The sequence below is a fragment of the Rhodospirillales bacterium genome, assembly GCA_016712595.1.
Lineage (GTDB): Bacteria > Pseudomonadota > Alphaproteobacteria > Rhodospirillales > Defluviicoccaceae > Defluviicoccus.
In genome coordinates this window covers 307,693-320,956 of record JADJQT010000002.1, presented here as the reverse complement: position 1 = coordinate 320,956, position 13,264 = coordinate 307,693, and the positions used below count along the sequence as shown (strand labels likewise).

The window sequence follows — 13,264 nt, the reverse complement described above, 5'->3', positions numbered from 1 at the left end:
GTTCCGACTATCGTGCGACAGCCGCCGCCGCGGCAGTCGCCGGGCTGGCAGGAGCGACCGCCTGATCGCGATGCGGGTAGCGCGTACGCACGTAATCCTCGACAATCGCCTGAAAATCAGCCGCGATGCCCGCCCCGCGCAAGGTCATCGCCTTACGCCCGTCGATGAACACCGGCGCCGCCGGCTCCTCGCCGGTCCCAGGCAGGCTGATGCCGATGTCGGCGTGCTTGCTCTCGCCGGGGCCGTTGACGATGCAGCCCATCACCGCGACCGTCATCGTCTCAACCCCCTCATACGCCCGCGCCCATTCGGGCATGCGCGCGCGGATGTGTCCTTGGATATCGCCTGCCAGCTTCTGGAAGAACGTACTGGTGGTCCGGCCGCAACCGGGACATGCCGTGACCAGCGGCATGAAGGTGCGCAGACCCAGAACCTGCAGCATTTCCTGGGCAACGATCACCTCTTGCGTCCGGTCCCCTCCAGCCTGCGGCGTGAGCGAAACCCGGATCGTATCGCCGATGCCGCCTTGCAGCAGGATGGCGATGCCCGCCGTCGAGGCAACGATCCCCTTGGAGCCCATTCCCGCCTCGGTCAGCCCGAGATGCAGCGCGTAGTCACACCGGGCGGCAAGCGCAGTGTAGACAGCGATCAGGCTCTGAACGTCGCTGACCTTGCACGACAGGATGATACGATCCGCGCCCATGCCGAGCGCCTCGGCGCGGCGGGCGCTTTCGCTGCCCGACACCACCATTGCCTCCTGCGTGACCTCGGCTGCGGTCCTCGGCGCGGACGAACGCGAGTTTTCGTCCATCAGTCGGACCAGCAGTTCCTGATCGAGGCTTCCCCAGTTGACGCCAATGCGCACCGGCTTGCCGTGCTTCTGCGCAATGTCGATCATCGTTGAAAATTGGCGATCGCGCTTCTCGCGGAAGCCGACGTTACCGGGATTGATCCGATACTTGGCGAGTGCCTCGGCACACCCCGGGTGGTCCGTCAGCAGCTTATGGCCGATGTAGTGAAAATCGCCGATAAGTGGGACCTTGACGTCGCGCCGATCAAGGGCATCGCGGATGTGCGGCACGGCCTTGGCGGACTCGTCGCGATCGACGGTGATGCGCACCAGTTCCGAGCCTGCCGCCGCGAGTGCCGCAACCTGTTCGACTGTCGCGGCCACATCCGCCGTGTCGGTATTGGTCATCGACTGCACGACGATCGGAGCCGCGCCGCCGACGACGACGTGATCGATCCTGACCGGAATGCTCTTTCGACGCGCCGCCGGACCCATGGTTCGTAACCTCTTCACCAAATTCGAATGCCTGGAGCGGACCTTGCGCCGCCGAAAGGCGAAACCGCCAGACTCGCGCGTTCCCGCCGTCTGCATCTCCTGCAGCACCAATTCGATCCTTTTGCCGCATCAGACAAGGGGTGGTCAACGGCGGTCTTGAGGATCCGCGCCCGCGGGCCGGGCAGGAGAGCGTGCCCAAGACGCGCCGATGAACGACGCGACGGCAGGCGCGTGTCAGTCGATCCCCTTACGCAACGCGTCAGCGTCAAGTGGAATGCCGCGACGCACGGCTCCATCCTTTCCCAACGACGGTGCGACCTTCCCGTCGACGACGACGACGAGACCGCCGGCATTACCGGTCACCAGCTTGAGCCCCGGTTTGTCCGGAATGCGATAGATCTCGCCCGCCTTCAGCAGTCGCGCGGCCACGAGCGCATCCGTTCGCGGTTCGCGCACTTCCACCCAACTATCCGCACGCGCATGCAACTCAATGCGCGCATCGGAGCGACCGGCTGCCGTGACCTCGTCGGGCAGTTCGGCCGCCTGGGCACTCCCGGTCGTCTGCGATATCGCAAGCGGGGACGATATCGACGACCGCGCGGCCTCATCCGCCACTTGCGCGTCGTTCAATGCAGCCGTCGGCGCCATCGGCAGCGCGGACGCAAGGTCCTGTCTGTCGGCTACGCGCGGGGGTTGCTTGCGCGCGGCGGCATCGAAGCCGTTCGTCTCCCCAGAGACCGGCGGCACGCCGGCCGGAGCGTCGCCGCTCCTGGCATCCTGCCGGGCGATGGCCGTGGGCGCCGGAGCTTCGTGCCCGCTGGTTTCGGAAAGGGGAGCGAGCCTTTCGGGAACCGGCACAATGAGTTCACTGACGTCGACACGGCGATCGGCACCGGCGTACCAGGAAATGTACCCGGCAACGGCGATGATCGCACCGAGCAGCACAACGCCCCCTTTCGGGGTGCTTCCTTGCGAGATCGGCAAGGGAAAATGCAGTGGCGTCTCGACACCGAGGCCGGCGATTTCAATCTTAAATCGCCGCACGATCTCATCCCCGTCGAGCCCTAGTAACTCCGCATAGGACCGTACGAAGCCGATTGCGTAGACTGGAGCAGGCAGTGCCTGATACTGGCTATCTTCAATTGCCTCCAAATAACGTCGCCGAATATGCAGATCATACGCAAGTTCAGCGAGATCGCGCCCCTGGCGCCGTCGCCTCTCGCGTAATATCGCGCCAACCCCCTTGCCTGCATGTGGCTCGACGTGGCCCTCCATCATCCTCGTCCTCACCTCAGGCCGCCGAACCTGTCAGCCGTCCAACTGTTGTAAGGCCGGCTGTGTCGCACCGACGCAGCGGACAACGCCAAGAACCGCGCTTCTTTTTTTCCCCCTCACCTACGCCCCTGACCCCGGTGTCTGCGCACAGGGTCTTATCGCTCTTATTGTCGCCATTCATTATAGAATTGCAACCGATCATCTTCAGCCTGTGCAGTCATATGACGATTTCGTGATCTTGTGCGTAAGATTTAAGCTTTTCGCGGCAACTGCCCTGACGCTCCTGGCAAATCTTGTCCATGTAGCCGGCGAGTGCTCTGCGGTCCAAGCTGCGAATCATCATCTTGATCGGACCTACAGCAGGCGGAGAAATCGAGAGGTTATCAAAACCAATACCGATCAAAGCCATGGCATCAAGAGGTCGCCCGGCCATTTCTCCGCACAGACTCACGGGCACCCCGGCGTTACGGCAACGCTCGATGATCGAACGCAAGACATGAAGCAATACGGGCGAAAGTACATCGTACCGCTCAGAGATACGGTAGTTGCCTCGATCACTCGCGAACAGGAATTGGAATAGATCATTTGTTCCAATCGACAAAAAATCCACGTTTTTCAGCAGATCGTCGAGCTGGAACAAAAGCGCCGGTACTTCGAGCATCGCCCCCACATGAACCCGCCGCGGTGGCGCCCAACCGCACGCGTCCTGGCGCTGCAGTTCCCGATCAAGGAGGGTCTTGGCGAAACGAAATTCCCCCACCTCGGCGATCATCGGAAACATGACGTGAAGATCGCGACCGGGGCTTGCCTGGATAAGCGCGCGAAGCTGCTGACGGAGCAGGGCCGGCCGGTCGAACGATACGCGAATCGCCCGCCATCCCATCGCCGGGTTCTCGTCTTCGCCATGGTCCCAATACGGCATCACCTTGTCGCCGCCGATATCGAGCGTCCGGAAGACGACCGGCTTGCCCGCAGCGTACTCGTGGACCTTCGCGTACAAGTGCCGTTGGCTTTCAACGTTCGGCAGCTCCGAGCGGACCATGAACGGCACTTCGGTGCGATAAAGACCGATACCGTCGACATCGCTTTCGGCAACATGCTGTAAATCGACGAGAAGGCCGGCATTGATGCTGACGGCGATCCGGACTCCATCGAGCGTGACGGCGGGAAGCCCCTTGCTCTCCTCATAGCGCGCCATGCGCGCGGCCCGCGCCGCTATGCTGCGGCGAAACATCTGCCTGACATCTTCAGACGGCCGCACGAACACCTGGGAGTGATCGGCGTCGACAATCAGCGGATCACCGCTCTCGATCCGCGCGAGGGCGTTGCGCACCTGACCCACGACCGGAATATCGAGCGCGCGGGCGACGATCGCAACATGCGAGTTTGGCGAGCCCTCCTCCAGAACGACCGCCTTCAAAGCCCCCCGATTGTAGTCGAGTAATTGCGCCGGCCCGAGATTGCGTGCGACCAGAACGAAATCCTCACCGGGGGGCGCCTCGGGCATCGCGTCATCGCGCTTCAGCAGATGCTGCAACAGCCTGTTCGCCAGATCCTCCAGATCATGCACGCGTTCGCGCAAATAGGAATCGGATACCTGGCGCATGCGCGCATGGATATCATCGTTGACCTTTTGCACTGCGGCTTCGGCGGTGAGTCCCGTATTGATCGCATCGCCGATGCGGCGCAGCCAGCCGACATCTTCTGCGATCAGTCGATACGTCTCGAGAACGTCACGGTGTTCCCCGGAGCCGGCAACGGCGCTGGCACGCAGCATGTTGTCCAGGGCACCGTGCATTTCGGCGACAGCCTTGCGAAGCCGCTCGTGTTCGACGCGGGTGTCTTCGGCAACGAGTTGGCGGATGGTGAACTGGTGCTTATGCAAAACGGCGCCACCGATACCAATACCGGCGTTCAGCCGCGCGCCCTCAAGGCGCACCGGCGATAAGGCCAATCCCTCGGTTGGCAAACGTTCCTCGCGGCCGACGAGATCCCCGCCGGCAACGAGTTCGGCGAGGACCATCGCCACAGTCTGCAGCGCTTCGATCTCTTCATCCGTGTATTGCCGGTGATGCACGTTCTGGACGGCCAGCACGCCGACGACACGGCCACCGCGCAAAATCGGCACTCCCATCAGCGCCTGATAGGCTTCTTCGCCGGTTTCGGGCCGAAAGGCGAAGCTCGGGTGGCTTTGTGCGTCGGACAGCGCCAACGGCCGTCCCTTGGCCGCGATCTCGCCAATCAATCCTTCCCCCACACGCAGTCGGGTCCGGCGCACCGCCGTCGCCCGCAGCCCCTGGGTGGCAAAGAGTTCCAGAACGTCGCCCGCGCGCCGCACATAAATGGAACAAACCTCTGTCGCCATGTCCTTGGCGATAATCGAGACGATCCGGGCGAGACGGGTTTGCGCGCTGCCGTTCGCCGCCATGACATCGCGGATGCGCGCAAGCAGGCGGCGGAGAACGAGGACGGTCTGGCCGTACTGCATCGCTCAGACGGCCCTTCGAACAGACGGCTCGGATACCGCCGCTCGCGCTTGTTCCAAAAGCTCGGCGATAATCTGACGCATCGGCTGAACTTGCGTGACCATTCCGACGCTCTGTCCCGCCATGACCGATCCTTCGTCGACGTCGCCATCGAGAACGGCCCGCCTCAGCGCCCCCGCCCAAAAAAGCTCGATCTCAAGCTGAGCGGCCTCTTGCGAGAGCGCGCCGGCGCGAAATTGCGCGGCAATGCGGCGCTGCGCGTCGGTAAATCTCACCGTTCCGCGATTGACCAGTGCGCGCACGGGGATTATCGGCAGGTCGGGATCGATCTGAACCGAGACGACCGCATCCCGCGCGCTGGCGCGGATGAACGCCTGCTTGAACCGGTCGTGCGCGATCGATTCCTCGGCACAGACGAAGCGCGTTCCGAGCTGGCATCCCGCCGCCCCCATCCGCAAATACGAAACGATCGCTTCCCCGCGGCCGATGCCGCCAGCGACGAACACGGGAACGTCACGGATCTGCGGCAGAATTTCCTGCGCCAATACACCGGTGGACACCGGCCCGATGTGGCCACCTGCTTCCGCACCCTCGATGATCAAGGCGTCGGCACCATTGCGGATGAGCCGCTTGGCGAGGCCGAGAGCGGGCGCGAAGCACATGACCTTTCCGCCGCCGTCCTTGATCTTGCGGATTGCGGCGCTGGGGGGCACCCCGCCCGCCAGAACGACATGCGAGATATGCTCGGCGATACAAAGATCGATCAGCGCGTCGAGGTCGGGGTGCATGGTGATCAGGTTGACACCGAACGGCTGGTCGGTCAGCGCCTTGGTTCCGCTGATCTCCTCGGCAAGCTGGGCCGGCCGGAGCGAGCCGCAGGCGAGCACGCCAAACCCGCCGGCGTTCGAAATCGCCGCGACCAATCGCCGCTCCGATACCCACGACATGGCCCCGCCCATGATGGCATTCGCACACCCGAGAAATTCCCGCCCGCGCGACCAGAGCCGGTTGAGAATCACCTCCGGCGCGGCACTGTCCGGGTTCATGTCAGGATGCGTCAAGGCCGTATGCAGTATGCAGCGTACGCACGGCAAGCTCCGTATACGCCTCTTCGATAAGCACGCTAACCTTGATCTCGGATGTGGAAATCACCTGTATGTTGATACCTCGCTCGGCCAACGCGCGGAACATTTGTGATGCGATACCCGCGTGACTGCGCATTCCAACACCGATCACCGAGACTTTAACGACGTTCGGATCGTACTTCATATCCGAATAGCCGATCTCGCTCCGGCGCTCGCGCAGGACTGCTACGGTCCGCTCCAGGTCCCCTTCGCTGACCGTGAACGTCAGGTCGGTCGTATCGCCCTTTGGCGAGATATTCTGCACGATCATGTCGACATTGATGTTGGCGTCCGCGAGCGGAACAAAAATGCTGGCGGCAACCCCCGGGCGATCGGCGACGTGTAACAAGGTGATTTTCGCTTCGTCGCGGCTGTAGGTGATACCGCTGACCAATTCGTGCTCCAAGACCTCCTCCTCGCCTACCACCACCGTGCCGGGAACGTCGTCAAAACTGGACAGGACTTGCGTGCGAACGCCATATTTCATCGCTAACTCGACGGCTCGCGTTTGCAGCACCTTTGCACCGACGGAGGCCATTTCGAGCATTTCCTCGAAGGTAATTGTAACGAGCTTGCGGGCCTTGGCAACGATACGCGGATCCGTCGTGTAGACCCCATCAACGTCCGTATAGATGTCACAGCGATCGGCCTTCAAAGCCGCCGCAAGCGCCACCGCCGTTGTATCGGAGCCGCCCCGCCCCAGGGTCGTCACCCGGTTCCCGGCGGCAAGCCCCTGAAAGCCGGCGATGACGGGAACGCCGCCGGCGGCGAATTGTTGCTCGATCTCATGGGTTTCGATTGCGCCGATTCGCGCCTTCCCGTGCGCATCGTCGGTGAGGAAGCGGATTTGCCAGCCGAGCCACGATCGCGACGCGACGCCGACCTCCTGCAGCGCGAGCGCCATTAGCCCGGCGGTCACCTGCTCGCCGCTCGCAACCACCACGTCGTATTCGTGGGGGTCGTAGAGCGGACTAATCTTTTTGACGAAATCGACCAGACGGTTGGTCTCCCCCGCCATCGCCGAGACGACCACCGCGACCTCATCGCCAGCATCGACGGACTGCTTGATGCGTTTCGCCGCAGCACGGATACGCGCCAAGTCGGCGACGGACGTTCCGCCGAATTTTTTCACCAATCGGGCCATAGATCTCCTGGAGTCTCGCGGGTGATCTCAATCGAGCGCGGGTATTTTATGCGAGTAGTGACGACCGACACCAAGCGACCGGCGCGCACCGCAGAGCAAGGCCTCTTGCTTCGAGATCGTCGGCGCTTAGATACTGAGGGTCGAATTCGAGCGCAAGTGCGCCCGCTTGACTACCTCTCGTCGCAAAGTGCAGCCGTCATGACTCTCCGTATGACTCTCCGTTCAGAGCCCTCGGACCGAACCGCGTTCGCGAAAACCGCCGCCGACGACGAGATCGCCCGCTTCGAAGCGATGGCGCGATCGTGGTGGGACCCGCAGGGCGATTTTCGCGCGCTGCACCAGCTCAATCCCGTTCGCGTCGATTTTATCCGCACGCGCCTCGCGCGCCACTTCGCTCGCGATGTGGACAGCGCGCGACCGTTCGACGGACTGACGATGATTGATATTGGCTGCGGCGGCGGACTCGTCGCCGAGCAGATGGCACGGTGCGGCGCAAGCATCACTGGAATCGATGCGTCCGAAGAAGCGATCAGGATTGCCGGTGTACACGCCCATGCCGCGGGGCTGGACATCGACTATCGGCGTGCCGGACCCGAGGACTTGGCCCGCGAAGGCGCCCGTTTCGACGTGGTTCTTGCCCTTGAGGTCGTTGAACATGTCGCCGATCATGACGATTTCGCTGCCGCGATCACCGCCTTGCTTGCCCCCGGCGGGGCGATGATTCTCTCGACACTCAATCGTACCTGGGCGTCTCTGGCCCTTGCCAAGGTGGGCGCAGAATACGTCCTCAACTGGGTGCCGCGCGGCACGCACGATTGGCGCAAGTTTGTCAAACCGGCGGAAATGGCCCAAATGCTTCGCCGCCAGGGCCTGTTGCTCACCGACGCCGCTGGCCTGTCATACAATCCTCTTCGCCAATCCTGGTCGCTCAGCCGCAAACTTGACGTCAATTACATGGCAATGGCGCGCTAAACGCTTTCGCGATCGGCGGCGCCCGGACAAGGGTAGAGAACGAAACACCTAGTTGAAGAACGCGTCGATATCATCCTGCGAAATCTTCGCCGGCGCCCCTTCCAGCTGCGGGCCTTCCAACAGGTGCGATTCGTCGTCAGGTTCTGCCTCAGGTTCGACTTGGGGCGCAACGTCGGCGGCGGAGAAGGCCTCGGTGCCGCCGAATATTTCAATCATCCGTTCAACCCGCTCTTCAATGAACTTCATCGCGTTGACCACCTTGGTGATCCGCTGACCCGTGATATCCTGGAAGTTGCAGGATTCGAAAATACGGGTTACCTGCTCACAGATCTCGTCAAGCGTGTTCCTCTCTTCATCGCTCGCTGCTTGGTTACGCAACTGAACGACGATCTCGTCGATGCGCTCGCTCGACGCCAGTATGCATTCGGTGGCAGCTTCCGTGGCATCGACCACGGCGTCGAGTTCGTCGGTTGCGTTCGACAGTCGTGTGGGCGGCTTGCCAAGACGACCGAGCGCTGCGATCTCCCGCTTGGTTTCCATGATCGCCTGCTCCAGCGCCTTCAGTTCGCTGCGCAGTTCATGGTTGTCGCTGCTCGAAAGCTCTTCCGTCGCCGGATCGGCGCCAGAAGCGGGCACGATGGGTGCTTCACTCCCGGCGACGATCAGATCCGAGAGACGACGCCGAATATCGGCGATTCCGGAAAGCACCTCCTGTTGCCACAAGGCAGAGTCCGAAGATGTCGGAACGAATTCAGGCAGCACAGCGGTGATGGGAGCGCCCGCGGCGTGTCTGCGGATCTCCGCGGTAAACGGTCTCTGCGTGGACGTAGCGATGGTCATGACGGCAATCGTCCCTTGGGGTGCATCGGCATGCGCGCATTTTGCGGCCAGTTGGTTAACAACCGGTAACTTGACCGAAATTGCAGGGACCCCATGCGCGCCGGCGAATTGTGCCGCATATGTGCGCGTGATAGTGTTTTCGATCGTTCACTTTTCGCTTGTGCGGGATCCGCTGCGTGACCACGCCACCGACAGTACCGCCGGGCTCTGATCTCGGCCTCGTGACCATCGAGGAGGAGATGAAGCGCTCGTACCTCGATTACGCGATGAGCGTAATCGTCGCGCGCGCGCTGCCGGACGTTCGCGACGGGCTGAAGCCGGTGCATCGGCGCATCGTCTACGCGATGCACGAAAGCGGCTACACCCACGACCGTCCATTCCGCAAATCGGCGCGCATCGTCGGCGACGTGATGGGTAAGTACCATCCGCATGGTGATCAGTCGATTTACGACGCGCTGGTGCGCATGGCCCAGGATTTCGCCATGCGGCTGCCGCTGATCGAGGGCCAGGGCAATTTCGGCTCGATAGACGGCGATAAGGCGGCGGCGATGCGCTACACCGAGGCGCGCCTGGCGCGCTCCGGGCACGCGCTGATCGACGACATCGACAAGGACACGGTCGATTTCCAGCCGAACTATGACGATGCCAGCGTCGAGCCGGTGGTGCTCCCCGCCCGCTTCCCCAATGTCCTCGTCAACGGCGCTGGCGGAATTGCGGTGGGAATGGCGACCAACATTCCGCCGCACAATCTTGGTGAAGTGATCGACGCCTGCTGCGCGCTGATCGACGATCCACAACTCTCTGTCGCGGAACTCATCGAAAAGTATGTCCCCGGCCCGGATTTTCCCACCGGGGCGCTTATTCTCGGTCGTGCGGGGATTCTGTCTGCCTATACGACGGGACGCGGCTCGGTGCTCATGCGCGCACGCACCCGGATCGAGGAGGTCCGCAAGGATCGAACGGCGATCATTGTCGATGAGATCCCCTACCAGGTGAACAAGGCGCGCATGGTCGAGATCATCGCCGACGCGGTGCGCGACAAGCGCATCGAAGGCATTTCCGATCTGCGCGACGAAAGCGATCGGGACGGCATTCGGGTCGTGATCGAGATCAAGCGCGACGCCGACCCGGACGTCGTCCTCAATCAGCTCTGGCGTTTCTCCCCGCTGCAAACGTCGTTCGGGGTCAGCATGCTGGCGCTCGACGGCCGTCGGCCGCGGATGATGACGCTCAAGGAGATGCTGTCGGCTTTCCTTGCCTTTCGCGCCGACGTCATCCGCAGGCGCAGCATCTTCCTGCTCGGCAAGGCGCGGGAGCGGGCGCACGTTCTTGCCGGTCTCGCCGTCGCCGTCGCCAACATTGACGAGATCGTCGCGGTCATCCGGCGCTCGCCTGATCCGGCGTCCGCGCGCGAAGCGCTGATGGGCCGCGATTGGCCGGTCGGCGATGTCGGCCCATTGCTGGCACTGGTCGAGGAGGCCGGACAAGTCGGGCCGGAGGCAGGCTTTTACCGTCTCTCGGAAACGCAAGCCCGCGCCATCCTCGATCTGCGCCTCCACCGCCTCACCGGGCTCGAGCGCGAAAAGATCGGCGAGGATCTCCGCGTGCTGGGCACCGAAATCGCCGAATACCTCTCGATCCTCGGCTCTCGCGCCCGCTTGCTTGACGTCCTGCGCAGCGAGTTGCTCGACGTCAAGGAGCGGTTCGCGACGCCACGACGGACGCTGATCGAGGAAAACGCAGGCGACGCCGACCTCGAGAGCCTGATCCAGCGCGAAGACATGGTCGTGACGGTGACCCACGCCGGCTACGTCAAGCGCGTGCCGCTCAGTACTTACCGGGCCCAACGGCGCGGCGGCAAGGGGCGCGCCGGCATGGCGACGCGCGAAGAAGACTTCGTCATCCAGGTGTTCGTCGTTAACACTCACACGCCGGTGCTGTTTTTCTCTTCGGCCGGCATCGTCTACAAGCTCAAGGTCTATCAGTTGCCGGTTGGCACGCCGCAGGCGCGCGGCAAGGCGATGGTCAACTTGTTACCGCTCCGCGCCGGTGAGACGATTACAACGCTCATGCCGCTGCCGGAGGACGAAGACGGCTGGGGCGCGCTCACCGTCGTGTTCGCCACCGCGTCCGGGAAGGTGCGGCGCAACGCCCTCAGCGACTTCACCAATATCAATGCCAACGGCAAGATCGCGATGAAGCTGGACGACGGTGACCGGCTGGTGCGCGTGCGCACCTTCACCGACGCCGATGACATCATGCTGTTCACCCGTCGCGGGCAGTGCATCCGTTTTGCGATTTCGGAAGTGCGGGTGTTCAGCGGCCGCACGTCGACGGGTGTGCGCGGCGTCCGTCTCGCCGAAGGAGACGAAGTCTTCAGCGTCAGCGCCTTGCGCCACGTCGAAGTCGAGGCGGCGCGGCGCGACGAATACCTTCGCGCCGTCAACGCCCGCCGCAGACTTGCCGGCAGCGACTATGCCGGGCGCGACGACGAGAGATCGCGCGACGAAGCGCTGGCGATGAAGCTTGACCTTCCCGAGTTCCGCGACATGACGGAACAAGAAGAATTCCTGTTGACCGTTGCCGAGGACGGCTTCGGCAAGCGGACGTCCTCATACGAATACCGCATCACCGGCCGCGACGGCAGCGGCGTTGCCGCGCTCGACCTGAGCCGGGCGCCGGGCCCTTCGACCGCCGTTGCCGCCTTTCCTTTGTTGCCGGCGGACCAGATCGTCATGGTCACCGACGCCGGCCAGCTCATCCGCTGCAAGGTGGACGATATCAGCATCAATGGCCGAACCGCTCGCGGAGTTAAGTTGTTCGCAACGGCCGAGGACGAGCGCGTCGTTTCCGTCACCCGCATCCGTGACGTCGAAGATACAAACGGAGATGCCTCAAGCGAGGATAGCCCGGGAGACGACAGCGCGACCGTGGACCAGACGATCGAGGATGACAAGGACAGTGAGCAGGAAAACGATGGCTGAGCCGTCGGTGTCCTGAAGCGGGAGGAAAACAAAAAATATGCAACAGCAGCCGCGCGTTGGGATTTATCCTGGTACGTTTGATCCGATCACGAATGGACATGTCGATATCATCGGCCGCGCGATCCGCGTGGTCGATCGTCTGATCATCGCCGTCGCCGCCAATCCCGGCAAGGGGCCGATGTTCAGCCTGCAAGAGCGGGTCGAGATGCTGCAGGAGCAGATTGCGCTGATGCGCAACGGTGATGGCTCGTGCATCGAGGTGCGCCCCTTCGATAAGCTATTGATGCACTTCGTCGAAGACCTCGGGGCGACCATCATCCTTCGGGGTTTGCGGGCCGTTTCCGACTTCGAGTATGAATTCCAGATGGCGGGGATGAACACGCGGCTCAATCCGAAGGTCGAAACCATCTTTCTGATGGCCTCGGAACGGCAACAGTTCATTGCCTCGCGGTTCGTCAAGGAAGTCGCCCGCCTCGGCGGCGATATCGCACCGTTCGTGCCCCCTGCCGTGGTCGGCCGGACCGCGCGCAAGCTGGCTCAGGTGGATCGTCGGTTCGCGTAAATCACCGCGCCGCCGTCGCTTCTTCACCGTTGCGAGGTCCGTCCGGCCTCCTTATAACCCTGGTTGGCTGGCACTGCGCCATTGCGCCAACCCTATCGACGCGTGATTGAGGGGGCCGCGCGCGCGTAAGATCCGCCCCGGGCCGGTTATCCATAATCCGGCCCTGGCATCAGCCTGCGAAAGCGGCGTCGAGCCCGTAGCTCAGGGGTAGAGCATCTGACTTTTAATCAGAGGGTCCTGGGTTCGATCCCCAGCGGGCTCACCAATTGAAATAAGCGCTCGTCCGAAACTGTTTCCAGACGAGAGGCGACCAAACGCCACGAGGTAACGCTCGCGGTAAAGGCTGGACAAAACGCGGACGGGAACGGCCCCTTGATCCAGCCTGCCGCGACGGCGCTCCAAGTTGACGGTCTTCGGGCCGGGCGGGCGAGCGGCATCAGTCGAACAGACCGTCGCCCGCTCCGGTGACGGCTGCACCCGGTAAGCGCAAACCGCCTGAAATGCACGCCCCGCCCTCTGCGGCTCAAGCGGGTGGGTTTGACAACCCTTCACCTTGACAAATGCGGCACGAAGAGTACCCATTAGGGGCTTT

At 62.8% G+C, this 13,264-nt stretch carries 9 protein-coding genes and 1 tRNA gene; 4 read left to right on the top strand and 6 right to left on the bottom strand.

Features of this window, described 5'->3' with window-relative positions:
- Window positions 1-7 precede the first annotated feature (7 nt).
- The 5 genes from ispG to IPK66_13385 form a co-directional block, all read right to left on the bottom strand.
- Window positions 8-1,285: a flavodoxin-dependent (E)-4-hydroxy-3-methylbut-2-enyl-diphosphate synthase gene (ispG, locus tag IPK66_13405; protein MBK8176211.1), complete on the bottom strand. Its 1,278-nt coding sequence runs from the start codon at window positions 1,283-1,285 to the stop codon at window positions 8-10.
- Window positions 1,286-1,519: 234 nt separating this feature from the next.
- Window positions 1,520-2,563: a DUF4115 domain-containing protein gene (locus tag IPK66_13400; protein MBK8176210.1), complete on the bottom strand. Its 1,044-nt coding sequence runs from the start codon at window positions 2,561-2,563 to the stop codon at window positions 1,520-1,522.
- Between the two features lie 214 nt (window positions 2,564-2,777).
- Complete coding sequence (gene ptsP / locus IPK66_13395) at window positions 2,778-5,048, bottom strand: phosphoenolpyruvate--protein phosphotransferase (GenBank protein MBK8176209.1); 2,271 nt, start codon at window positions 5,046-5,048, stop codon at window positions 2,778-2,780.
- A 3-nt stretch (window positions 5,049-5,051) separates the two neighbouring features.
- Window positions 5,052-6,092, bottom strand: a complete 1,041-nt coding sequence (locus tag IPK66_13390) for a nitronate monooxygenase (protein ID MBK8176208.1) — start codon at window positions 6,090-6,092, stop codon at window positions 5,052-5,054.
- 1 nt (window position 6,093) lies between these two features.
- Complete coding sequence (locus IPK66_13385; protein ID MBK8176207.1) at window positions 6,094-7,314, bottom strand: aspartate kinase; 1,221 nt, start codon at window positions 7,312-7,314, stop codon at window positions 6,094-6,096.
- Window positions 7,315-7,524: 210 nt separating this feature from the next.
- On the opposite strand from IPK66_13385, the gene ubiG reads away from it, so the two are divergent.
- Window positions 7,525-8,286: a bifunctional 2-polyprenyl-6-hydroxyphenol methylase/3-demethylubiquinol 3-O-methyltransferase UbiG gene (gene ubiG, locus IPK66_13380; protein MBK8176206.1), complete on the top strand. Its 762-nt coding sequence runs from the start codon at window positions 7,525-7,527 to the stop codon at window positions 8,284-8,286.
- Between the two features lie 48 nt (window positions 8,287-8,334).
- On the opposite strand, the gene IPK66_13375 is transcribed toward ubiG, so the two are convergent.
- Window positions 8,335-9,126, bottom strand: a complete 792-nt coding sequence (locus IPK66_13375) for a protein phosphatase CheZ (protein MBK8176205.1) — start codon at window positions 9,124-9,126, stop codon at window positions 8,335-8,337.
- 176 nt (window positions 9,127-9,302) lie between these two features.
- Between IPK66_13375 and gyrA the strand changes: the two genes are divergently transcribed.
- The 3 genes from gyrA to IPK66_13360 all read left to right on the top strand — a co-directional run bounded on the left by gyrA (window position 9,303) and on the right by IPK66_13360 (window position 12,937).
- Entirely contained in the window at window positions 9,303-12,110 is a 2,808-nt protein-coding gene (gyrA, locus tag IPK66_13370; GenBank protein ID MBK8176204.1) for a DNA gyrase subunit A, read from the top strand.
- 37 nt (window positions 12,111-12,147) lie between these two features.
- On the top strand, window positions 12,148-12,672 hold the full coding sequence (gene coaD, locus IPK66_13365; GenBank protein ID MBK8176203.1) for a pantetheine-phosphate adenylyltransferase: 525 nt from the start codon (window positions 12,148-12,150) through the stop codon (window positions 12,670-12,672).
- A 190-nt stretch (window positions 12,673-12,862) separates the two neighbouring features.
- Window positions 12,863-12,937 (top strand) — tRNA-Lys (locus tag IPK66_13360).
- Window positions 12,938-13,264: the final 327 nt, after the last annotated feature.